18 protein-coding genes are annotated in these 23,668 nt (G+C 70.6%); 9 read left to right on the forward strand and 9 right to left on the reverse strand.

Annotation, left to right across the window (positions count from 1 at the left end; all coding sequences use genetic code 11):
* The first annotated feature begins 285 nt into the window (after positions 1–285).
* A complete protein-coding gene (locus F4562_RS21690) occupies positions 286–1,248 on the forward strand; it encodes a zinc-binding dehydrogenase (protein WP_184545990.1) in 963 nt (320 codons plus the stop codon).
* A 294-nt stretch (positions 1,249–1,542) separates the two neighbouring features.
* On the opposite strand, the gene F4562_RS21695 is transcribed toward F4562_RS21690, so the two are convergent.
* The 7 genes from F4562_RS21695 to F4562_RS21725 form a co-directional block, all read right to left on the reverse strand.
* Positions 1,543–2,253, reverse strand: a complete 711-nt coding sequence (locus F4562_RS21695; RefSeq protein ID WP_184545988.1) for a PadR family transcriptional regulator — start codon at positions 2,251–2,253, stop codon at positions 1,543–1,545.
* On the reverse strand, positions 2,250–3,047 hold the full coding sequence (locus F4562_RS21700) for a DUF4097 family beta strand repeat-containing protein (protein ID WP_184545986.1): 798 nt from the start codon (positions 3,045–3,047) through the stop codon (positions 2,250–2,252). Before F4562_RS21700 ends, F4562_RS21695 begins: the two co-directional genes overlap by 4 nt.
* A gap of 81 nt (positions 3,048–3,128) precedes the next feature.
* Positions 3,129–3,305: a DUF6104 family protein gene (locus F4562_RS21705; RefSeq protein WP_184545984.1), complete on the reverse strand. Its 177-nt coding sequence runs from the start codon at positions 3,303–3,305 to the stop codon at positions 3,129–3,131.
* A 123-nt stretch (positions 3,306–3,428) separates the two neighbouring features.
* Positions 3,429–7,130 carry a multifunctional oxoglutarate decarboxylase/oxoglutarate dehydrogenase thiamine pyrophosphate-binding subunit/dihydrolipoyllysine-residue succinyltransferase subunit gene (locus F4562_RS21710; RefSeq protein ID WP_184545982.1) on the reverse strand — a complete coding sequence of 1,234 codons (3,702 nt, stop codon included), beginning with the start codon at positions 7,128–7,130 and terminating at the stop codon, positions 3,429–3,431.
* Between the two features lie 191 nt (positions 7,131–7,321).
* Positions 7,322–7,987 (reverse strand): B3/B4 domain-containing protein, encoded by a 666-nt coding sequence (locus F4562_RS21715; protein ID WP_311734204.1) that lies wholly within the window; start codon positions 7,985–7,987, stop codon positions 7,322–7,324.
* Positions 7,988–8,182: 195 nt separating this feature from the next.
* Positions 8,183–10,876 carry a glycoside hydrolase family 9 protein gene (locus tag F4562_RS21720; RefSeq protein ID WP_311734203.1) on the reverse strand — a complete coding sequence of 898 codons (2,694 nt, stop codon included), beginning with the start codon at positions 10,874–10,876 and terminating at the stop codon, positions 8,183–8,185.
* Positions 10,877–11,061: 185 nt separating this feature from the next.
* The gene (locus tag F4562_RS21725) at positions 11,062–11,955 is read right to left on the reverse strand and encodes a glutathione S-transferase family protein (protein WP_184545978.1); all 894 of its coding nucleotides are present in this window, start codon (positions 11,953–11,955) and stop codon (positions 11,062–11,064) included.
* 247 nt (positions 11,956–12,202) lie between these two features.
* Between F4562_RS21725 and F4562_RS21730 the strand changes: the two genes are divergently transcribed.
* A complete protein-coding gene (locus F4562_RS21730; protein WP_184545976.1) occupies positions 12,203–12,709 on the forward strand; it encodes a flavin reductase family protein in 507 nt (168 codons plus the stop codon).
* 35 nt (positions 12,710–12,744) lie between these two features.
* Here the strand turns inward: F4562_RS21730 and F4562_RS21735 are convergent, their stop codons facing one another.
* Complete coding sequence (locus F4562_RS21735) at positions 12,745–13,389, reverse strand: hypothetical protein (protein ID WP_184545974.1); 645 nt, start codon at positions 13,387–13,389, stop codon at positions 12,745–12,747.
* A gap of 481 nt (positions 13,390–13,870) precedes the next feature.
* The gene (locus F4562_RS21740; RefSeq protein WP_184545972.1) at positions 13,871–14,929 is read right to left on the reverse strand and encodes an NAD(P)H-dependent amine dehydrogenase family protein; all 1,059 of its coding nucleotides are present in this window, start codon (positions 14,927–14,929) and stop codon (positions 13,871–13,873) included.
* A 249-nt stretch (positions 14,930–15,178) separates the two neighbouring features.
* On the opposite strand from F4562_RS21740, the gene F4562_RS21745 reads away from it, so the two are divergent.
* The 7 genes from F4562_RS21745 to F4562_RS21775 all read left to right on the forward strand — a co-directional run bounded on the left by F4562_RS21745 (position 15,179) and on the right by F4562_RS21775 (position 23,559).
* On the forward strand, positions 15,179–16,075 hold the full coding sequence (locus F4562_RS21745) for an SDR family oxidoreductase (protein WP_184545970.1): 897 nt from the start codon (positions 15,179–15,181) through the stop codon (positions 16,073–16,075).
* Positions 16,076–16,354: 279 nt separating this feature from the next.
* Entirely contained in the window at positions 16,355–17,536 is a 1,182-nt protein-coding gene (locus F4562_RS21750; RefSeq protein ID WP_184545968.1) for an ROK family protein, read from the forward strand.
* Between the two features lie 128 nt (positions 17,537–17,664).
* On the forward strand, positions 17,665–19,143 hold the full coding sequence (locus F4562_RS21755; protein ID WP_221207639.1) for a sugar ABC transporter ATP-binding protein: 1,479 nt from the start codon (positions 17,665–17,667) through the stop codon (positions 19,141–19,143).
* Between the two features lie 52 nt (positions 19,144–19,195).
* Positions 19,196–20,230 carry an ABC transporter permease gene (locus F4562_RS21760; RefSeq protein WP_311734202.1) on the forward strand — a complete coding sequence of 345 codons (1,035 nt, stop codon included), beginning with the start codon at positions 19,196–19,198 and terminating at the stop codon, positions 20,228–20,230.
* A gap of 73 nt (positions 20,231–20,303) precedes the next feature.
* Complete coding sequence (locus F4562_RS21765) at positions 20,304–21,365, forward strand: ABC transporter substrate-binding protein (protein ID WP_184545964.1); 1,062 nt, start codon at positions 20,304–20,306, stop codon at positions 21,363–21,365.
* A complete protein-coding gene (locus F4562_RS21770) occupies positions 21,365–22,555 on the forward strand; it encodes a Gfo/Idh/MocA family protein (protein ID WP_184545962.1) in 1,191 nt (396 codons plus the stop codon). The genes F4562_RS21765 and F4562_RS21770 overlap by 1 nt, the downstream gene beginning before the upstream one ends.
* A complete protein-coding gene (locus tag F4562_RS21775) occupies positions 22,552–23,559 on the forward strand; it encodes a sugar phosphate isomerase/epimerase family protein (protein WP_184545960.1) in 1,008 nt (335 codons plus the stop codon). The genes F4562_RS21770 and F4562_RS21775 overlap by 4 nt, the downstream gene beginning before the upstream one ends.
* The last annotated feature ends 109 nt before the right edge of the window (positions 23,560–23,668 follow it).

A 23,668-nucleotide genomic window follows, 5' to 3' on the forward strand; every position in this document is an offset into this window, starting at 1 on the left:
ACCGCCGAACCCGGCGGGACACTGCGGCGGCCGGTGCGTGGCCGCCGCCGGGTTTCCGTGACCGCCGTTCCCGGGAGCGTACGATCCCGGGAACGGCATCGCCGGACGCGGCGGTCACCGGGCCACGGTGAGGTGCCCGCCGCCCGGGTCCGGTGGCCGGGGATGGGACGTCTCGCCCGGCGCGCCGCCCGGGGCCGGCGGTCGGGAAGAGGACGTGTCGCCCGGCCCGCCGCCCGGGTGCGAGCCGGAGGGGGCGGCCGGAGGACGGGGGCGTAGGGTGCGGCCATGTTTGCCGTAACCGCCACGCGGATCGATCCTGACAACCCGCTCGCCGGACTCACCCTCGGTGAGCACTCCGAACCCGAGACTCCCGACGGCTGGACCACCGTCACGGTGCGGGCGGCCTCGCTCAACCACCACGACCTGTTCACGCTCAGAGGCGTGGGCATCGGCCAGGAGCGGCTGCCGATGGTGCTCGGCTGTGACGCGGCCGGGCTCGACGAGGATGGCAACGAGGTCATCGTGCACTCGGTGATCGGCAGCGGTCCTGACGAGACACTCGACCCGAAGCGGTCCCTGCTGTCGGAGAAGCACGACGGCACCTTCGCCGAGCGGGTGGCCGTTCCGCGGCGCAACCTCGTGCCCAAGCCCGCGGCTCTCACCTTCGAGGAGGCGGCCTGCCTGCCGACGGCCTGGCTGACCGCCTTCCGCATGCTCTTCGACAAGGCCGGCCTGGAGCCCGGTTCGACCGTGCTGGTGCAGGGGGCCGGTGGCGGCGTGGCCACCGCACTGATCATGCTGGGCCGGGCGGGCGGATACCGGGTCTGGGTGACCAGCCGCTCGGCGGAGAAGCGGGCACGGGCCCTGGCCCTGGGCGCCGACCAGGCCTTCGAGACCGGCGCCAGGCTGCCCGAACGGGTGGACGCGGTGATGGAGACCGTCGGTCAGGCGACCTGGAGCCACTCGCTGAAGTCGCTGCGTCCCGGCGGCCGGATCGTGATCTCCGGCGCGACCAGCGGGGCCGTCCCGCCGGCCGACCTGAACCGTGTCTTCTTCCTCCAGCTGTCGGTGATCGGCTCGACCATGGGCACCCGGGACCAGTTGGGCAGGCTCGCCCGGTTCCTGGAGCAGACCGGCGTCCGGCCGTTGATCGACCGGACGCTCCCGCTGACCGAGGCTCGTGAGGGTTTCGCGGCCATGCACGCGGGCGACCTCTTCGGAAAGATCGTTTTCACCCTGCCGGGGTGAGCGTCCGCCGGGCGTGCTTCCCGTCGCACGCCTGAGCGGCGGGTCGCCCGCCCGTCCCGCCGGACGCGGCCGGCCTGTCCGGTCCGTCCGGTCCGTTCGGCTCGCCTGGTCCGTTCGGTTGACTCGGTCCGTCTGATTGACTCGGCCCGCCCGGTTGACCCGGCCCGTCCGGCTCACCCGGTCCGCCCGGACTTGTCGGCGTCTCCGGCCGGACCGGCTCACCCCGTTCACTCGATCCGGGTGCGTCAGACGCGCGCGCCGCCAGGAGAGGCGGGCGTGGGCCGTACAGCAGGATCATCGGAGCGCGTCGCGGATGCGGCGGGCGGCCTCGTAGAGGGCGTCCTGCGCGGTGGCCAGGGTCTCCTCGGTGACCTGCCTGTTCGCGGCGTCCGAGCGGACCTCCTCGACGAACTCGGCGAGCATCTGCCCGAGCCTGGCGTCACCGGCGGGTGAACCCTCGCCGGTGAACCCGTCGGCCCAGACCCGCTTCCACTCTTCCTTCCACTCGGTGGTCTGCCGCTGCCACTCCGCCTTCTGCGTGCGCCAGGCCTCGCGCTGCGCGCGCCTGGCCTCCTTCTGCGCGCGTCTGGCCTGTTCATCGGCCTGCCTGGCCCCCTGGCGCACGTCTCGCGCCATCTGGGTGAGCTCCTCGCGCAGGGACCTGACCGTGTCGCGTACGTCCTCCTTGACCTCGCGGGCGATGTCGCGGACGGAGTCGGCGATCTCCTGTTCCAGGTCGGCGAGTTCGTCGAGCCGCTCATTGAGCTCGGCCCGGCCCCGCTCGGTGATGGTGAAGACCTTCTTGCCGTCGACGACCTCGTGGGTGACCAGGCCCTCCTCCTCCAGGCGGGCCAGGCGCGGGTAGATCGTGCCGGGTGAGGGGGAGTAGACCCCGAGGAACCGGTCCTGCAGCAACCGGATCACCTCGTACCCGTGGCGCGGGCTCTCCTCCAGGAGCTTGAGGAGGTACAGCCGGAGCCGTCCGTGACCGAAGACCGGGCTCATGCCTCGGCTCCCTTCAACAGCGTGACGTCGGCGGAGACGGTGTTCGCGGTCAGTGACGCCATGCCGCCGCCGATCCGGCCGGTCAGTGTCTTCGCACCGGCCTGTGAGGAGTGGTCGAGTTCGGTGAAGGCGGTGCCGAGCCTGCCCGAGGTGGAGCGGATCGTCACGTCGGTCTCGACCGTGGACGGGAGCCGGAGCATGATCTCGCCGGAGACGCTGTTCATCGTCACGTGGCCGGTCGGTGGGAGCTCCAGGTCCGCGGTGATCCGGCCGGAGACGGTGGTGGCGCTCAGCCGGCGGGGTGTGCCCCGGGCGATGGTCAGATCACCGGAGACGCTCTTGAACGACAGGTCGCCGACCAGCCCCCGGCTCTCGACGTCGCCGGAGACGGTGTCGGTGTGGATCTCACCGCTCACCCCGTCGAGCACGACGTCGCCGGAGACGCTCTTGACCGAGGTGCGGCCCTCCAGCCCGGTGACGACCGCGGAGGCGGAGACCACCCCCACGTTGACCGGGCACTCCTTGGGCACGGTCAACGCCAGCGTCGCCTGCCGGCGACCCGGGCGGAGCCAGCCCAGCAGGCCCTCCCAGGTGAGGTCCTTGTAGGTGACGGTCAGGACGCCCTCGTCGTCATGGGTGACGATCAGCGGCGGGTCGCCGACGTCGGTGACCTCGAGTGCGGCGGGGCCGTCACTGGCCAGCACCGCTAGCCTGCCCGCCACGATCCGGACGTTGAGCCTGCTCACGGAGGCGAAGGTGAGCTGCTCGGGTTTGTCGATGGTCCATTGCCGCATGGTGAAGACCTCCTTTTGCAAAACACGATATGTCGCGTCTTGCGAGAGGTCAAGATATGTCGTGTCTTGCTCGGTGTCCTGTTACTCGTCCTCGTCGTCGAGACGGGCCAGCCAGGTCGACAGGCGTTCCACCGGGGTCTCGAACTCGGGGTTCAGGTCGACGAACTCACGCAGCCGCTCGGCCAGCCAGGTGATGCTGACCTCCTCCTCGCCGCGGCGCTCGACGAGCTCCTCGATGCCCCGATCGGTGAAGTACATCGTTCTCCTCGTGGTGCTGTTTGCGATAACGGAGAAGTCCCCCGCAGAGGTTCCTGCGGGGGACTTCTCGGGTGTGACGCCTCCGCGCCGGCGGCGGCCCCGGGCGGGACCGCCGCGGAACCACTAGCCGAAGACCTCGCTCAGGATCTGCTGCAGCTCGGCCTCGTGCGCGGCGTGCGAACCGGTCGCCGGCGACGAGTTGGCCTTGCGGGAGACCCGGCGGATCGGACGGCCGCCGAACACGTTCGGGTTCTCCGCCATCTTCAGCGCCAGGAACGGCCACGGGCCCATGTTGAGCGGCTCGTCCTGTGCCCAGACCAGCTCCACGTTCCCCGCGTAACGCTCCAGCTCGGTCGCCAGCGGGTTGCCCGGGAACGGGTAGAGCCGCTCCAGGCGGATGATCGCCGTGTCGTTGCGGCCCAGCCTGTCACGGGCCGCGGCCAGGTCGTAGTAGAGCTTTCCGGAGACCAGCACGACCTTGCGGACGCCACCCGGGTCGACCGTCGTGTCACCCAGCACCGGCTGGAACGACCCCGAGGTGAAGTCGGAGACCGCCGAGACCGCCGCCTTGTGCCGCAGCAGCGACTTCGGCGTGAACACCACCAGCGGGCGGTGCCGGTTCGACAGGGTCTGCCAGCGCAACAGGTGGAAGTAGTTGGCCGGCAGGGTCGGCTGGGCCACCGTCATGTTGTCCTGCGCGCACAGCTGCAGGAAACGCTCGATGCGGGCCGAGGAGTGGTCGGGCCCCTGACCCTCGTAGCCGTGCGGCAGCAGCAGGGTGACGCCGGAGCGCTGGCCCCACTTCTGCTCGCCCGAGGCGATGTACTCGTCGATCACGGTCTGGGCACCGTCGACGAAGTCGCCGAACTGCGCCTCCCAGCAGACCAGGGCCTCGGGACGCTCGACGCTGTAGCCGTACTCGAAGCCGAGCGCGGCGTACTCGCTCAGCAGGGAGTCGTAGACGTAGAACTTCGTGGTGCCCTGGTTGAACGTCTTGAGCGGGGTGTGCTCCTCACCGGTGACCCGGTCGACCAGCACGGCGTGGCGCTGGGTGAACGTGCCGCGCCGGGAGTCCTGGCCCACGAGACGGACCGGGTGGCCGTCGATCAGCAGCGAGCCGAAGGCGAGGGTCTCGCCCATGCCCCAGTCGATGCGGTCCTCGGTGACCATCTGCCCGCGGCGCTGCAACACCGGCAGCAGACGCGGATGGACGGTGAAGCCCTCGGGCATGTTGAGCTGGGTGTCGACGATCCGCTTGACGGTCTCCTCGGAGATCGCGGTCTCGACGTCCTCGTGCGACCAGGGCACGGTCTCCATGTCGACCGGGCGGGAGAACTCTCCGTGCCCCTTGACCGCGGCCCGGGTCTCGGCGAAGGCGTTCTCCAGCTTGGCCTGGTAGTCGCGGAGCGCGCTCTCGGCCTCCTCCACCGTGATGTCGCCCCGGCCGATCAGCGCCTCGGTGTAGAGCTTCCGGGTGGAGCGCTTGGCGTCGATCAGGTCGTACATCAGCGGCTGGGTGAAGCCCGGGTTGTCGGACTCGTTGTGACCCCGGCGCCGGTAGCAGATCAGGTCGATCACGACGTCCTTGCGGAACGCCTGGCGGTACTCGAAGGCCAGGCGGCCGACCCGGGCCACCGCCTCGGGGTCGTCGCCGTTCACGTGGAAGATCGGCGCCTGGATCATCCGGGCCACGTCGGTGGCGTACACGCTGGAGCGCGAGCTGGCCGGGCTGGTGGTGAAGCCGACCTGGTTGTTGACCACGATGTGCACGGTGCCGCCGGTGCGGTAGCCGCGCAGCTGCGACAGGTTGAGGGTCTCGGCCACCACGCCCTGGCCGGCGAAGGCGGCGTCGCCGTGGACGAGCAGCGGCAGGACGCTGAAGCCCTCCTCGCCGCGCTCCAGGAGGTCCTGCTTGGCGCGGACCACACCCTCCAGGACCGGGTCGACCGTCTCCAGGTGGGAGGGGTTGGCCACGACCGAGGTCTTCAGCTTGGAGCCGTCGGGCGAGACGAAGTCACCGGTGGCGCCCAGGTGGTACTTCACGTCGCCGGAGCCGTGGGCACTGCGCGGGTCGATGTTGCCCTCGAACTCGCCGAAGATCTGCCCGTACGACTTGCCGACGATGTTGGCCAGCACGTTCAGCCGGCCGCGGTGGGCCATGCCGATCACGGCCTCGTCGAGCTGCTCCTGCGCCGCGGCCGACAGCACCGAGTCGAGCAGCGGGATCAGCGACTCGCCGCCCTCCAGCGAGAAACGCTTCTGGCCGACGAACTTGGTCTGCAGGAACGTCTCGAACGCCTCGGCGGTGTTCAGCCGCTCCAGGATGCGCAGCTGCTCGGTGCGGTCGGGCTTGGCGTGCGGGCGCTCGACGCGCGCCTGGATCCAGGCCCGCTCCTCCGGGTTCTGGATGTGCATGTACTCCACGCCGATGGTGCGGCAGTAGGAGTCGCGCAGCACGCCGAGGATCTCGCGCAGCTTCATCAGGGGACGGCCGCCGAACCCGCCGGTGGCGAACTCGCGCTCCAGGTCCCACAGGGTCAGGCCGTGCGACTTGATGTCGAGGTCGGGGTGCTTGCGCTGCTTGTACTCCAGCGGGTCGGTGTCGGCCATCAGGTGGCCCCGGACCCGGAAGGCGTGGATCAGCTCGAGGACCCGGGCCGACTTGGCCACGTCGTCGTCGTGCGTGGTCGAGATGTCCTGGACCCAGCGGATCGGCTCGTAGGGGATCCGGAGGGACTCGAAGACCTCGTCGTAGAAGCCCTCCTCGCCCAGCAGGAGCCGGTGGACCTGGCGCAGGAAGTCGCCCGACTGGGCCCCCTGGATGATCCGGTGGTCGTAGGTGCTGGTGAGCGTCATGACCTTGCTCACCGCCAGGCGGGAGAGGGTCTCGGGGGACGCCCCCTGGTACTCCGCGGGGTACTCCATCGCGCCGACGCCGATGATCGTGCCCTGGCCCGGCATCAGGCGCGGCACCGAGTGCACGGTGCCGATGGTGCCCGGGTTGGTGAGCGAGATCGTGGTGCCGGAGAAGTCGTCGACGCCGAGCTTGCCCGCCCTGGCCTTGCGCACCACGTCCTCGTAGGCGACCCAGAACTGGCGGAAGTCCATCCGCTCGGTCGCCTTGATCGACGGCACCAGGAGCTGGCGGGTGCCGTCGCTCTTGGCGACGTCGATGGCCAGACCCAGGTTGACGTGCTCGGGCTTGACCAGCACCGGCTTGCCGTCGACCTCGGTGTAGGAGTGGTTCATCTCGGGCAGGACCTTGAGGGCCTTGACCACCGCGTAGCCGATGAGATGCGTGAACGACACCTTGCCGCCGCGACCGCGCGACAGGTGGTTGTTGATCACGATGCGGTTGTCGATCAGCAGCTTGGCCGGCACCGCGCGGACACTCGTCGCCGTCGGTACGACGAGACTGGCCTCCATGTTGGCGGCGGTCCTGGCGGCCGCGCCCCGGAGTCGGATCTCCTCGGCGCCGGTGGCGGTGGGCAACTGCGTCTCCTGCTTGGGTCTGTCAGCCGGGGCGGCCGCGGCCGCCGGAGTCTTGCCGGCCGCGGGCTTCGCCGCAGGCTCGGCCTTGGTCGGGGTCTTGCCTGCCGGAGCCGTGGCCGGTGCGGTTGTCGGAGGAGTGGACGCGGCGGTCGCCGCGCCCTGGGTCGCGGCTTTGCCGGACCCGGAATCAGGGCTGTAGTCAGCGAAGAAGTTCCACCAGGCGCGGTCTACGGACTCGGGATCCTGGAGGTACTTCTGGTACAGCTCGTCGACCAGCCATTCGTTCTGACCAAAGGCTGCCAGCGGGTTTGTCCGCGACGACTCAGACGACACGGCGGAAATCGCCCTCTTCCGCAGATCGGCGTTGATGATAGAGAACCTGTCCAAGGCTACTCGCCTCGGCCCGGACCTGCGCCCTTCTGGCCTCAGCTTCCCTCGTCGATCCTCTCAGGACAGCTTAAAACGGTCGGCGCCGGGGACCGGCTCAACCGTTCCGTTCCTGTTCAGGACCTTCCGCGGATCGATCAGGCCGGTTCGACCAGCCGATATTCAACTCGTATCTTCCGGGTGACATCTTCGAGAAGAGCCGCCAGATCGTCCCCCGCCGCCCGCAGCTCCGCCAGGGACATCGGTTCGAGACGCTCCAGCAGGAACAGCGCGTCGACGGTCTCCTCGGTGATCCGGGTGCGCACGCACTGACGCCAGTTCCACCGCCGGCAGGTGACGCCCCTGTCGTCGCGCCACACGACCTCGCCGGCCTCCGGGTGGTCGATCGCCGGCTCGCCCTTCTCCACGACCTCGAACGGCTCGTCCCCGCTCGCGCGGACCAGCCGGGCCGTGCCCTCGTAGCGGGCCAGGTCCTCTCCGCCGATCGGCAGGCCGTGCCGGACGCTGACCGCGTTGTAGGCGTCGACCACCAGGTTGATCTCGGGCAGTGGCATCCGCCGGACGAGCGCGTCCACCGACGGCCGGGTGCGCTGCGGCTTCGCGCCGAACGCCCGGTACGCCTCCCGCCACGCCTCGACCTTCGGGTCGTCGGCCGCCACGGCCTTCTCCGCCGCCTCGGCCAGCCAGGCCCGCGACCTGTCGTCGGTCGGCCCGTTGCGCAGCCCGTGCACCGTCATGGCCAGCACGGCGAAGTCGGGCCGCAGGGCACTGACGGCGGGGTCCACCCGGATGTCGTCGATCACGGCCCCAAGTGTAGGCCGCGGGCGGACGCTCATCCGGACCGGCGTTCGCCCGGAGAGCGGAGCAAACGGCGGAGCGGACCCCGTCCCGGCGGAACTCCACGCCCCGGCCCGCCGCAGCGGTCTCGTCGGAAGGCGTGAAGCGCGGGACGGGAGGTACCGAGGGGCGACCGCAGGAGGGCGGCCGCCCGGTCGGGGTCAGCGGCAGAGGGTGCCGTTGAGGAGGAAGCGTTCCGGGCGGGGGGCGGGGCCCGGGACGCCGGCGCCGAGGAAGCCGAAGGTGACGGAACCACCGGGTTCGATGGTCCTGTTCCAGCCGAGGTTCTTCGCGATGACCGTCGCGCCGTCCTGGGAGAGGCCGGCGTTCCAGTGCCCGCGGACGGTCTGACCGCCGGGGAAGGACCAGGCCAGGGACCAGCCCTCGACGGGCTCGCTGCCCGTGTTGGTGATGGTGACCTGGGCGTTGAACCCGTCCGGCCACCGGCCGTGGGTGGTGTAGACGACCTTGCAGGCGCCCGGAGCGGCGGAGGTCGCGAGGTAGGAGGCGACCCAGGCCAGCGGGGCGTTCCAGTTGATGGTCAGCTCGTTGGTGGACCAGGATTCGATGTCGTCGATGTAACAGAACTGGGGTGCGCAGCCGCGGAGCTTGGCCTGGGCCAGCGGGTCCTGGAGGCTGGAGTTCGGGCCGCCGGCGAGGGTGCCGCGCGGCGGGTTGGGCAGGGACGGGTCGAGCTGGCGGGCGTACCAGCGGCTGTGCTGGTTCCTGGAGGCGACCTCGCCGTAGCCGGTCACGTACGACAGGTTGAGGGCGTTGCGGCCGAAGACGTAGTCGAGTCCCTCAAGCACCCCGTCGCGATACTTCGCCTCGCCGCTGATGTCGTGCGCGACGGCCATCACGACCATGTTGTTGAGCACCAGGTGGTTGGAGCCCCAGTCGTAGTCCGGCGGGTTGTAGGGCAGGCCGTACGGGTGGGCCCGCTGCACCGCGAGGTACCTGTCGGCACCCTGGAGCACCGACTGCCGCACCCTCGCCCGGTCGGGGAGGTCGTTGGGCACCGCCGCCAGTTGCAGGCGGCCGAGCGGAGCGGTGTTGCCCCAGTCGAAGCCGCGCTCGCGCCAGATGTCCGCGGTGTGGTGCGGGGAGGCGAGTACGAAGTCCCGGAACTCCTTCTCGCCGGTGGTGATGTAGAGCTCGGCGGCGGCCCAGTAGAACTCGTCGCTCACGTCGCCGTCGCTGTAGGCGCCGCCGCCCACCCCGTCGGCGGGGTCGGCGTACCGCGCCGGGTCGGCCTTGGCCGCGGCCCACGCCTTCCTGGCGGCGGTGAGGTTGCGCGCGGCGAACGCGGCGTCGTACGGGGCGAACAGCCGGGCGGCCTGGGCGGCGGTGGCGGCCAGGTTGAGCGTGGCGGCGGTGGAGACCGGATGCAGCTCGCGTGGCTGCGGGTCGAGGTGCGGCAGGAGCGGCAGACCGGTCCACGCGGCATCGTGGATCTTGTGGTGGGCCATGCCCCGGTGCGGCTTGTCGTCCGGGACCTGCATGCTGAGCAGGAACTCCTGCTCCCAGCGGGCCTCGTCCAGGATGTCGGGCACCCCGTTGCCGCTCTCCGGGATGTCGAGGTCGCCGTCCCGGTGGATCCCGTCGGCTCTGGCGCGTTCGTGGGCGGACATCAGCTGGTGGACGGAGATGCCCCCGTTGACGACGTACTTACCGTGGTCGCCCGCGTCGTACCAGCCGCCGCGGACGTCCAGCGTGTAGTCGCACACGCCGGCCTGGCAGGGCACCGAGACGTCACCCCGGTTGGGGGCGACACCGGAGTGACCGGCGGGCCTGCCGTAGCCGGGGCGGAGGCCGTCGAGGATCTCGATGCCGCTGCGCTGGGTGTAGTAGAACTTCAGCGCGTCGGCACCGAGGTCGCGGTAGACGCCGGCACCGATGTCGAACGGGCGGCTGGTCTCGCCGTCGGCCTCCAGCGTGTAGCCGGTGCCCGGTGCGGTGACCGAGCCGAAGTCGACGGTGTGCACGTTCTGGCCGGAGCTGCCGTCGACCCCGCGCGGGACGGTCTCGCCCTCGGCGACGACCTCGCCGCCGCGCCTCAGCTTCCAGCTGACCGGTTCCGTCCCCTTCGTGACCAGGGTGGCCCTCTTCGGGCCGGAGGGCAGGTAGCCGACCATGTTCACCCGGACGCGGGGCCCTGTGTCGGGCTTGTAGACGTCCGGCTCGGCACCGCCTTTCAGGGAGACGTCGTCCACGCAGAACCTCCACGGGGTGGCGCTGCCCCCGAGCTGGAACGCGACCTGCGCGCCCGGCAGGTCCACGGGCGAGGTGAAGGTGTAGGCGTAGGTGTTGCCGGACACGCTCAGTTCGGGGCCGGCGGACAGGTACTGGGTGTACGGATCGACCGGAAGCTGGACGAGCGCCTTCACCACGCGGCCCGGCGTCGCGGTACCGAAGAAGGAGAAGGCGTACGTCTCGTCCTTGACCAGGGGGATGTCGTTCTGGCCGATGATGACGTCCCACGGGTTGACGGTGCCGCCGGGGACGTCGGCGCACAGCCGCCCGTCCTCGACCTCCGGTGTGGTGTTGCCGGTGCTCCACCAGGGGGCGGTACCGGTGTCGAAGGTGCCGTTGACGATCTGTTCGGGCCCCTCGCCCGCACCGGCGGCACGCGGCGGGGGCGGGTTCTTCGCGGCGGCCGGTGGTGATGAGGGCGGGTTCTTCGCGGAGGCCGGAGGCGTCGGGGCCGGGGCCGTCAGAGTGACGGGGGAGGTGGCCGGTCCCGCCGGGACGGTGGTGTGGGAGAGCGGGACCGCCAGGGCGGTGGCGGGGGACGGGGTCAGGGGCACCAGGGCGGCGGCCGTGGCGAGGGCGAGCCAGGCGGGTGATCTGGTCACGGGGGTCCTTCGGGCGAGGAGGGATCCGTCCGGGCCGGCGGGAGCGCTCCACCGGGTGGGAGCACTCCCGGATCGGGGTGCGCCGATGGTTCCAGCGCTCTCCGCCGACCGTCAATCGGCTCGCCCCGTGCCCGCCCGCTGACCGGGTGAACGACCGGTTCGCCGGATGAAACTTTCAGCGGCCGTCAGGCGGAGGTCCAGTCGACCTCCGGCCCGCGCGGCACGATCCCGCTCGGGTTGAGGTTCGTCTGCGTCATGAAGTAGTGCCGTTTGATCTGGTCGAAGTCGGTCGTGTCACGGAAGGCGGGGATGGCGTACAGCTCGCGCGCGTAGGCCCACAGCGCCGGGTAGTCGACCAGCCGCCGGACCGAGCACTTGAAGTGCGAGTGGTAGACCGCGTCGAACCGGGCGAGGGTCGGGTAGAGCCGCACGTCGCTCTCGGTGAGCTCGTCGCCGTGCAGGCGGCGCCGGTGCGACAGCCGCTCCTCCAGCATGTCGAGCGTGGCGAACACCTTGGTGACCGCCTCGTCGTACGCCTCCTGCGATCGGGCGAACCCGGCCTGGTAGACGCCGTTGTTGAGGCCGTCGAAGATCACCTCGTTCAGCGCGTCGATCTCCGCGCGCAGCGCCTCGGGGTAGAGGTCCGGCGCGTGCTCGGCGTGCCAGGGGGCGAACGCGGTCTCCAAGGTGAGGGTGATCTGCGGGTAGTCGTTGGTGACGAGCCGTCCTGCCACGCTGTCCCACACGCAGGGCACCGTGTAGCGGCCCCGGTAGTCGGGGTCGGTGGCGAGGTAGAGCTCGGAGAGGTACTCCACACCGGTCGCCGGGTCGCCGCCCGGGATTCGCCAGCCCTTCTCGTCCCTGATCGGGTCGACGATCGTCACCCCGATCACGTCCCGCAGGCCCAGCAACTCGCGCACGATGAGCGAGCGGTGTGCCCACGGGCAGGCGTAGGAGGCGTATATCCGGTAGCGGCCGGGCTCCGGCGGGTGCGCGCCTCCGGCCTCGATCAACGTCGTGAACCGGTTCGGCTGCCTGACGAAGCGGCCGTCGGCCGCGGTCTCCTTTTCCAGCTTCATGCTTCCGAAGGTACGGGAAACCTTCCGAAGGTACGGGAAACCGTATAGAACATTATTCTATGCGGGTGGTGGTCGCGGGCGGTGGAGGGCGGTGTGGCGTTCGAGGGAGGTGTCCCGGCATGAGATCGGGAAGAGATGATGTTGTGAATCGGTTGCGCCGTACAAGCGCTGTTTTGTGGCTCCGAGGAGGAAAAGTGACCAAGGGTAGCGACTTGGTCGTATCCCACGAGTCCCCGGGCGAGGAGTCATGACCGAGACCTTGCCCGACCGAGCGGTCGACGCCGACACCTTCCGCAGGGCACTGGCCGTGCACGCGGCCGGGGTCGTCGTCGTCACCGCGCAGGTCGGGGGCGTCCCGGCCGGTCTGACGGCCACCTCGTTCTCGTCGGTCAGCCTCACCCCGCCGCTGGTCTCCTTCTACGTGAACCAGTCGTCGACCACGTGGCCCAGGCTCCGCCAGGCCGGCCACTTCGCGGTGAACATCCTGGCCAGCGACCAGGCCGATGTGGCCGCCCGTTTCGCGGGGAAGGGGGTCGACCGCTTCGCGGCCCCCACCTCCTGGCGTCCCGGACCGCAGGGCGTCCCCCTGCTGGGCGGCGTCTCCGCCCATCTGGTCTGCGCTCCGCACTCCACCGTCGACATCGGCGACCACATCCTGGTCGTCGGTCTCGTCACGGAGACCGCCCTCGCCCCGGAAGGACGCCCGCTGCTTTACCACCGTGGTCGTTTCGGGGGTTTCATCCCGCACCCCTGATTCCGGGTGCACGCGCGCCGCCCGGGGCGTCCGGATCAGCGGCGCCTGGACTTCCCCGGCCCGGACGAGCAGCCGACGCCGCACCGTGGCCTACCGCCGGTACCGGACGAGCCGGATGATCCCGAAGAACCAGGCGAATCTGACGAGTCATGCTGATCGGTGTCGTCCACGGTGGAGTCGTCGTCCGCGGTGTTCGCGGGCTCCTCCGCATCTTCCATGGCGGCCTGTTCTTCGGCGTGGTCGACCGTCGCGGTCTCGCCGGTCCCTCCTTTCTTGACGGCGCGGTGCATCGGCTGCCCGGGGGTGAAGAACGAGCCCCTCTCGGCCTTCCGCCCCACCGCTGGGGCGACGCGGCTCAACCGGATGTAGTACCAGCGGACACCTCGTTCGTTCTTCTCGCATCTCCCGTCCGGTACGCGGACACGGTCGCCACGCCGTACGCAGATCTCGAAGCGGTCCCCGCCGTCGGGGAGGAAGACGGCGGTTCCCCTGCCGCCCGCCGGGCGTACCCGGACGCGCCGTCCCCCCGGCATGCCGGACGAGCCGCCGCCGGCCCGTTCCCCGACGGCTGGGGCACGCCTCAGGTGGGGGATGTAGTACCAGATGTGGCCGTGTTCCAGGTCGTCGCACCGCTGGTCCTCGACGCGGATCGGCGGCTCCCGCCGGACACAGATCTCCATGAAGACCTTTTCCGCCTTTTCGGCTGCCTTTTCGGTTGTTTTCGGTATAGCAGTAACCGAGGGGGGATGCGCGGGCGAAGAGGTGATGCCGGGGGTGTGCGATGACGACGTCATGTCCCGGGTGGCCGACGTGCAGCCTCCGGTGGTCATCGCCACGACCAGGAACAGGGTGAAAGCGCGCGGTGTGGACGTCAAAGCTCCCCATAAGTGATCGGTGTTCCACGGTGAAGGGGGAAACGCCCGGGGTGTTCACTGAGTTCCGAAACCTTGACATTTTGTGAAATGGCAGGGAAAGGGATTGGAACCCAATCGATGGTGTTTTATTCGCTATATCGTGATGTGTCGTTCGGCCGGGATGGGCTGGGGTGCGTGTCCGGGGTGCGGGGACCGTGCGTCCGGAGGCAGGTCATGTGCCCGGGGTGGGCGGGGCGTCCTTCCGGCGCCCGGGGCGTGACGAGCCGCCACCCCGGATGGGCGGCCCTCAGGCGAGGCGGGCGGTGCCGCGGCCGATGGCCAGGGGGAGGTCGAGGGCGGTGCGGATGCCCGGTGGGGCGGCGCAGAGGGCGGCCACGGAGTTGACGGCGTGCGCGGCGGCCCCGGCCAGGCCGTGGGTGATCTCATCGACGCGGACCATGAACTGGGGCACCCCCTCGATGTGGATGCTGAAGCCGGGATCGGCCCAGCGGCCCACCCTGGTCGCGTCGGCCTTGTAGACGCACTCCACGGTCATGAAGGGCCGGCCGCGGACCAGGCCGCTGAACGTCCAGCGGGAGGCGCACACCGTGCCCGCCCTGACCGGCCCGGCGGCGGTCTCGAACTCCTCCCGGGCGAGCTCGAACTCGTCCCTCTCGTCGACCTCGTCCAGCGCCACGCCCAGGTTCTCCGCCACGAACTGCACGCTCTCGGCGAAGAGCGCACGCTGGTAGGCCCGGAAGGGGCGGACCGCGGCGACGTAGTCCTTGGGGGAGAGGGTGAAGCCGAACAGGTCGACGACGGTCTGCCGGGACGGGTGCCCCCGGAAGTCGGACGACTCCCGGACGAAGATGTGGTCGACCCGGCTGGACAGGCCGGTCAGGGCGAGCGGCAGCGTGTCGCTCATGAAGCCGGGGTTGATGCCGGTGCCGTGCAAGGAGGAGCCCCCGGCCCGGCAGGCGGCCTCCAGGCGCTCGACCACGGCCGGGCCGTAGCACTTGGGATACACGAACCCGGTGGTGGTGATGACGTTCTTGCCCGTGGCGAGCAGCGCGCAGATGGTCTCCAGGTCGTTCGGGTGGTTCCCGCCGAAGAAGGAGGCGGGCAGCGGCATGTACAGCACGCAGTCGGCGTCCAGGGCCAGGATCTCGTCGACGTCGTCGGTGCAGGTGACTCCGGCCTCGGGGAGGCCGACGAGTGCTCCGGCGTCCTGCCCGACCTTGTCGGGGTCGTAGACGAGCACCCCCACGAGCTCGAAATCGGGGCGGGTGATCAGACTGCGCAGGGAGTATCTGCCGACGGCGCCTGTGGCCCACTGGACCACGCGCAGGGGTGGCGACAAAGGCATGGGGGCCTCCAGCCCGGGTTTTCGGGCGGGGCCCTACAGGGAGATTTGAGGGAAGTCGTCGTTGACCCTCGCCCGGCGTGAGCCAAAAACTTTAGCAGAAATTAATACGAGCGCTCACTATCCGCAACGATCTGCTATTGCTCCGGTTACCGATCGCGAGTGTCGTGCGGATTCTTCGATGGCGTCCGCGGGCTCGGCCGGGCTATGGTTCAGAGGACCAGAATTATGTTCTCGTGGGAAGGGCTGCGGATGTCAGAGCTGCGATTCGACGGCAGGGTTGCGATCGTCACCGGCGCGGGACACGGCCTCGGCCGTTCGCACGCGCTGGCACTGGCCGAACGGGGTGCCAAGGTGGTCGTCAACGACCTCGGCGGTGCGCTGGACGGCTCCGGCGCCTCCACCGGACCGGCGGCCGAGGTGGTCGCGCTCATCACGGGGAACGGCGGCGAGGCGGTCGCCAGCACCGACGACGTCGCGACCCCCGAGGGTGCCAAGGCCATCGTGCGGACGGCGGTCGATACCTTCGGCCGGGTGGACATCGTCGTCAACAACGCCGGCATCCTGCGCGACAAGTCGTTCGGCAAGATGAGCGTCGAGGAGTTCGACCGGGTCATCGCGGTCCACGTCCGCGGCTCGTTCCTGGTCAGCCGGGAGGCGTTCCCCTACCTCAAGGAGCAGGGGTACGGCCGCATCGTCAACACCTCCTCCCCGGCCGGCCTGTTCGGCAACTTCGGCCAGGCCAACTACTCCACCGCCAAGATGGGCCTGGTGGGCCTGACCAAGACGCTCGGCATCGAGGGGGCCAGGGCCGGGATCAAGGCCAACGCGATCGCGCCGGTCGCCTGGACGCGGATGACCGAGTCGCTGCTGCCGGCCGAGTTCGAGGTGAAGTTCACCTCGGAGCGGGTGAGCGCGCTGGTGGCGTTCCTGTCGCACGAGACATGCGAGACCAGCGGCGAGGTCTTCAGCGTCGGCGGCGGGAGGATCGCCCGCGTGTTCGTGGCGGAGGGGCCCGGCTGGAAGAAGGACGATCACACGGTGGAGGACATCCGTGACAACTGGGAGGCCGTCATGGCCGAGCAGCCGTACCTGACCCCGACCACCCTCGGCCTGCAGGCGTCCGCCTCGATGAAGGCGATGCTCTGACCCGATGCTCTGACCGGTGCTCTGAGCCGGTGCTCTGACCTGTCGTGTCGGCTCGGCACTCCGGCCCGCAGCGCCGAGCCGGAGCCCTGACCCGGAGCCCCGGGCCGGCGTCCTCTCCGGACGGCCGATCACGCCCCCGCCGGATCCCGGCGGGGGCTTCTTGTCGCCCTACTTTTGCTCAATCCGGCGAAAGTTAGTGAAGGTATAGGAAAAACCTCTTCACAAACCGGGGCGAACGGAGTTAGCTTCTGCACACCCCACTCCGAACGCGGAGGTGCTGTGAAGCGGACCACCGTTCGGCCGGAGAACGCCCATCAGGCGGCGTTGCTCCGGTTGTTGCGTGAGAGAGCGAGATCGCGTGCCGAGCTCGGTGACGTGGTCCGCCTGTCCAGGTCGAAGCTCAACCTGGAGCTCGACCGCCTGATCGAGCTGCGCCTGGCCGAGCAGGCGGGGCTGGCGGCCTCGCGGGGCGGACGCAGGTCGGGCCTGGTCCGCCTGGCTTCGGGGCTGCGCTTCGCCGGCATCGACATCGGCGCCACCTCGCTGGACGTGGCCGTCACCGACGGTGAGCTGGAGATCCTCGGCCACGTGAGCGAGGCGTGCGATGTGCGCGACGGGCCGGTGGCCGTGCTCGACCAGGCCATGGAGATGATCGCGAAGCTCCGTGACCAGGGGTTGTTCACCCAGTTGCAGGGCGTCGGGATCGGCGTTCCCGGGCCGGTGAGCTTCCGGGAGGGGGTGCCGGTGGCGCCGCCGATCATGCCGGGGTGGGACCGCTACCCCGTCCGGGAGACGGTCGGCCAGGAGCTCGGCTGCCCCGCCGTGGTCGACAACGACGTCAACATCATGGCCCTGGGCGAGTTGCATTCGGGGCTGGCCAAGCAGGTCGACGACTTCCTGTTCGTCAAGATCGGCACCGGAATCGGCTGCGGCATCGTGGTGGACGGCAAGATCTACCGGGGCGTCTCCGGCAGCGCGGGCGACATCGGCCACATCCGCGTCGATGACGAGGGCCCCGTCTGCGTCTGCGGCAACGTGGGCTGCCTGGAGGCGTACTTCGGCGGGGCCGCCCTCGCCCGGGAGGCCACGGCCGTCGCCGGGCGCTCGCCGTACCTGGGCGAGCGGCTCCGGCAGACCGGCACGCTCACCGGCGAGGACGTCGCCAGGGCCGCCGAGATGGGCGACGCCGAGGCGGTGCGGCTGATCCGCGACGGCGGGCGCCGGGTCGGCACGGTGCTGGCCGGGCTCGTCAGCTTCTTCAACCCGGGTCTCGTGATCGTCGCGGGTGGCGTGGCCCGGCTCGGCCACGTGCTGCTCGCCGAGATCAGGAGCGTCGTCTACCGCAGGTCGCTGCCGCTGGCGACCGGCAACCTGCCCATCGTGCTCTCCGAGCTGGGACCCGACGCGGGTGTGATCGGCGCGGCCCGGCTCGGCAGCGATCGCGTTTTCTCGGCCCCATGACCACCGAGCGAGGTCCGATGTCCGAAGCAGCGTCCGAAGAGACTCCCGAGACGGTGTCCGGCACCGCACCAGGCCCGGCGTCCGGTACGACGACAGATGCGGCATCCGGGACCGCCCCCCTGCTGATCATGCGGGGCATCGTCAAGCAGTTCCCCGGCGTGCGCGCCTTGGACGGCGTCGACCTGGAGGTGCTACCCGGGGAGGTGCACTGCCTGCTCGGCCAGAACGGCGCGGGCAAGTCCACCCTCATCAAGGTCCTCGCCGGTGCCCACCACCCCGACGAGGGCACCATCACCTTCGGTGGCGAGCAGGTGCGCCTGTCCGGCCCGACGGCCGCGATCAGGCTCGGCATCTCCACGATCTACCAGGAGCTCGACCTGGTCGACGGGCTGAGCGTGGCCGAGAACATCTTCCTCGGCCACGAGCCGGCCCGGCTGGGGTTCGTCAGCCAGGGCGAGGCGAACCGGGCCACCCGGGACCTGCTGGGCAGGCTCGGGCACGGCGAGATCCGCCCGACCACCGAGGTCGGCCGGCTCTCCCCGGCGGCCAAGCAGGTGGTGAGCATGGCGCGTGCGCTGTCGCACGACACCCGGCTGATCGTGATGGACGAGCCGTCGGCGGCCCTGGCGCACGACGAGGTCGCCAACCTGTTCCGGATCATCCGGGAGCTGACCGCGCAGGGCGTGGCGGTGGTCTACATCTCGCACCGGCTGGAGGAGATCCGCGAGATCGGCGACCGGGTGACGGTGCTCAAGGACGGCCGCACGGTCGCGGTCGGGCTGCCGGCCCGGGAGACCCCGACGGCGCGCGTCGTCTCGCTGATGACCGGCCGCGACGTCGAGTACGTCTTCCCGCCCCGCCGGTCCCGGACCACCGGGGCGGAGGTGCTCCGGGTCGAGGGGCTCACCGTGCCCGGCCGGGTCGCCGGCGTGTCGTTCTCGGTGCGGGCGGGGGAGATCGTCGGGCTGGCCGGGCTGGTCGGTTCCGGCCGTTCGGAGATCATCGAGGCGATCTACGGGGCACGCCGCTTCTCGGGCGAGGTGGTGCTGGAGGGCCGGCCTGTCCGGCGCCGCGGCACCGCGGGCACGGTCCGGCTGGGCATGGGCCTGGCGCCCGAGGAGCGCAAGGCGCAGGCGTTGCTGCTGGACCAGAGCGTGGCGCGCAACATCACGCTGGCCAGCCTGGGCCGGTACTCGCGCTTCGGCTGGATGGACCGGCGGCGCGAGGCCGAGGACGCCCGCGGCATGGTGACGGCCCTGGACATCCGGCCCGGCGATCCGGAGCGGCCGGTCAAGACGCTGTCGGGCGGCAACCAGCAGAAGGCGGTGCTGGCGCGCTGGCTGGTCAACGGCCGCAAGCTGCTGCTGCTGGACGAGCCGACCCGCGGGGTGGACGTCGGAGCCCGGGCGGAACTGTACGCGGTGGTGCGGCGGCTGGCCGACGAGGGGATCGGGGTGCTGCTCGTCTCCAGCGAGGTGCCGGAGGTGCTCGGCCTGGCCGACCGGGTGCTGGTCATCAGGGAAGGCCACATCATCCACGAGGCCGGCGCCGGTGAGCTGGACGAACACCGGGTGCTCGACATGATCATGGAAGGCAGCGCACTGTGATGAACGCCGATTCTCTCGGTCCGCGAGGCCGCGCCGTCCCGGCGAGGTCCCGGTGAGGCCGCCCGCCGGTGGGAGCACCCCGGTCAAGGCACCCGCCGCCGCCGTACCCGCCGCCGGGAGCGGACCGCTCGCCCGGCTGGGGATCACCCGGCTGGGGGAGGCCCGCCACCTCGGGCTGGTGATCGCCCTGGTGCTGCTGGCGGTGGTGGGCCTGGTCACGGTGCCCGAGACCTTCGCGACCGCCTCCAACCTGGTGAGCATCCTGTCGCTGGCCGCGACCATCGGGGTGATCACGGTCGGCATGACCTTCGTGATCATCGGTGGCGGGATCGACCTGTCGGTCGGCGCGGTGATGGCGCTGGCCTCGGTCTGGGCGACCACGCTGGCCACCCAGTCGTACGGGCCGTTCGTGATGATCCTGTGCGCGGTGCTGGTCGGCACCGGCGCCGGGCTGGTCAACGGGCTGCTGATCTCCTACGGGCGGCTGGTGCCGTTCATCGCGACCCTGGCGATGCTGGTGGCCGCCCGCGGGCTGGCCCAGCGCATGTCGAACCGCAAGACCCAACTGGTGCAGCAGGGCAACGAGATGATCGTGGAGCTGTCGACCACGCGGGTGCTGGGCATCCCGGTGCTGGTCTACGTCTTCGCGGTCGTGGTGGTGCTGGGCTGGGTGCTGCTGAACCGCACCACGTTCGGCCGGCGCACCTACGCGGTCGGCGGAAACCCCGAGGCCGCCCGCCTGGCCGGCATCGACGTGCGCCGGCACACCGTCCTGCTGTACGCGCTGTCGGGGCTGTGCTGCGGCATCGCGGCGGTGCTGATCATGGCCAGGACCACGACGGGGTCCTCCACCCACGGCGACCTGTACGAGCTGGACGCCATCGCCGCGGTGATCATCGGCGGCACGCTGCTGACCGGTGGCCGCGGCACGATCATCGGGTCGATCCTCGGCCTGCTGATCTTCACTGTGATCACCAACCTGTTCATCCTCAACGGGCTCAACACCAGCGACCAGCTGATCGCCAAGGGCCTGATCATCGTGGTGGCCGTGCTCCTGCAGCGGCGCAGCCTCGAATCGCGAACCTAGACCCGCGTCCCGCGGGCCGGTCAGGGGCCCGCGGGACGCGTGCCGTTCTCACCCCCCACGAAGGAGCAAGGTCATGACAGAGAACGTCGCCCGCCGGGGATTCCTGCTCGGCGGAGCCGCCCTCGGGGCGGGCGCGCTGGTGAGCGCGTGCACGAGCAACGAGCCGGCGGCGGCGCCGGGCACGGCCGCTCCGGCGCCCGCGCCGGCGGCCACCGGTGGCAACGACGCCCCCGGCCAGAAGGTCGTCATCGGCTTCTCGGCGCCGGCGGCCGACCACGGCTGGATCGCGGCGATCGCCAAGAACGCCGAGGCCACCGCCAAGCAGTACTCCGACGTGGAGTTCAAGCCGGTCGAGCCGACCAACGACATCAACGCGCAGATCTCCGCGGTGGAGTCGCTGATCGCGGCCAAGGTCGGCGCGCTGGTGATCCTGCCCAACGACGGCCAGCAGCTCAACCAGATCGCCCGCCAGGCTTCCGACGCGGGCATCCCGGTGGTCAACCTGGACCGGGTCTTCCCCGACAAGCTGTCGTACCGCACCTGGATCGGCGGCGACAACTACGGCATGGGGGTCGCGGCCGGGCACTACATCGGCAAGACGCTCAAGGACAAGGGCGTGTCCAACCCGGTGATCCTGGAGATCCAGGGCATCGCCACGCTGCCGCTGACCCAGGACCGCAGCAAGGGCTTCGAGGACGCGCTGAAGACCTACGGGTTCAGCGTGACGGCCAGGCAGGACGCGCAGTTCACCGTGGAGTCGGGCACCAGGGTGGCGGCCAACCTGATGCAGGCGCACAAGAAGATCGACGCGATCTGGAACCACGACGACGACCAGGGCGTCGGCGTGCTGGCCGCGGTCAAGGAGGCCGGCCGCAGCGAGTTCTTCATGGTCGGCGGCGCCGGGTCGGCCAACGCGATGCGCGAGATCAAGGCCGACACCGGGGTGCTGAAGGCCACCGTCACCTACAGCCCGACCATGGCCGCGTCGGCGATCAAACTGGCCCGCCTGATCGCGCAGGGGAAGGGGATGAGCGACCTGGTGGAGAACGGGGTGCCGCAGTCGATCACACTGGCGTCGGAGACCATCACCAAGGACAACGTGGACAAGTATCTGCCGCTCGGGTTCGAGTCCTGATGGGTGCCGACGGCAGGCCGACGCTGGGGATCGGCATGGTCGGGTACGCGTTCATGGGCCGGGTGCACTCGCAGGCGTGGCGCAGCGTCTCGGCGTTCTTCGACCTGCCGGTCCGGCCGTCGATGAACGCGCTGTGCGGTCGCTCGGCCGAGGCGACCGCGCGGGCCGCCGGGACGCTGGGCTGGGCCGCGGTGGAGACCGACTGGCGCAAGCTCGTCGGCCGCGACGACGTCGACGTCGTCGACATCTGCACGCCCGGCGACAGCCACGCCGAGATCGCCATCGCGGCGCTGGAGGCGGGCAAGCACGTACTGTGCGAGAAACCGCTGGCCAACACCGTGGCCGAGGCCGAGGCGATGGCCGCCGCCGCCCGCGCCGCCGCCGAACGCGGCGTGTACGCGATGGTGGCCTTCAACTACCGCCGGGTGCCCGCGGTCGCGCTCGCCCGCCGGTGGGTGGCCGAGGGCCGGATCGGCCGGATCCGGCACGTGCGCGCGCAGTACCTGCAGGACTGGATCGCCGACCCGGACTTCCCGCTGGTGTGGCGGCTGCGCAGGGACAAGGCGGGATCGGGGGCACTGGGCGACATCGGCGCGCACATCGTCGACACCGCCCAGTTCGTCACCGGCGAGCGCCTGACCGAGGTGTCGGCGCTGACCGAGACGTTCGTCACCGAACGCCCCCTGGCCGACGGCTCGGCCGGACTGGCGGCCGGCTCCGGCTCCGGCGCCCGGACGGGCACGGTCGACGTCGACGACGCCGCGCTGTTCATCGGCCGGCTGTCCGGCGGCGGCCTGGCCTCCTTCGAGGCCACCCGGTTCGCCACCGGACGCAAGAACGCGCTGCGCCTGGAGATCAACGGCTCGGCCGGCAGCCTGGCCTTCGACTTCGAGGCGATGAACGAGCTGTGGTTCCACGACCACACCCTGCCGGAGGCCGAGGCGGGGTTCCGCAGGGTGCTGGTCACCGAGGCCGACCACCCGTACGCGGGCGCCTGGTGGCCTCCCGGCCACGGGCTGGGATACGAGCACACCTTCACCCACGAGGTGAGGGACTTCCTGGAGGCGATCGCCACCGGCACCGCCCCCGAGCCGTCCTTCGACGACGGCCTGCGGGTGCAGCGGGTGCTGGGTGCGGTCGAGACGAGCGCGGCCCGGCAGAGCCGCCTGACACCCGTGGAGGACGTATGAGCAGGCCGATCACGCTGTTCACCGGCCAGTGGGCCGACCTGCCGTTCGAGGAGGTGTGCCGACTGGCGTCGGAGTGGGGCTACGACGGGCTGGAGATCGCCTGCTGGGGCGACCACTTCGAGGTGGACAAGGCGCTGTCCGACGACTCCTACGTCGAGCGCAAACTGGCGGTGCTCGCCAAGCACAACCTCAAGGTGTGGACGATCTCCAACCACCTGCTCGGCCAGGCCGTCTGCGACAACCCCATCGACGAGCGGCACCGGGCCATCCTGCCCGCCCGCGTCTGGGGCGACGGGGAGCCCGAGGGCGTGCGGCGGCGCGCGGCCGAGGAGATGAAGGACACCGCGCGGGCCGCGGCCAGGCTGGGCGTGGACACCGTGGTCGGGTTCACCGGCTCGTCCATCTGGCACACCGTGGCGATGTTCCCGCCGGTGCCGCCCTCGATGATCGAGGCCGGCTACGCCGACTTCGCCGACCGGTGGAACCCGATCATGGACGTCTTCGACGAGGTCGGGGTGCGTTTCGCGCTGGAGGTGCACCCCAGCGAGATCGCCTACGACTACCACACCACGGTCCGCACCCTGGAGGCGATCGGGCACCGGCCGGCCTTCGGGCTGAACTGGGACCCCTCGCACATGGTGTGGCAGGAGGTCGACCCGGTCGGCTTCATCCTGGACTTCGCCGACCGGATCTACCACGTCGACTGCAAGGACGCCAAGGTGCGCACCGGCGACGGCCGCCGCGGGCGGCTGTCGTCGCACCTGCCCTGGGCCGACCTGCGCCGCGGCTGGGACTTCGTGTCCACCGGGCGTGGCGACGTGCCCTGGGAGGACTGCTTCCGGGCGCTGAACGCGATCGGCTACGACGGGCCGATCTCGATCGAGTGGGAGGACGCCGGCATGGACCGCCTGGACGGGGCACCGGACGCGCTGGCCGTGATCCGCGGGCTCAACGCCATCACCCCGCCGTCGGCGGCCTTCGACGCCGCCTTCTCCACCGAGTAGGGCGGCGGCCCCGCCTTCCCGGTTTCTCCGTTTCGGCGGCCGTCGCGGCACCCGGGGTCCGGGGCGGGTCGCGTGGCACCCGGGCTCCGGGGCGGGTCTCGTGCTCGGC

The organism is Streptosporangium becharense (genome assembly GCF_014204985.1).
GTDB lineage: Bacteria > Actinomycetota > Actinomycetes > Streptosporangiales > Streptosporangiaceae > Streptosporangium > Streptosporangium becharense.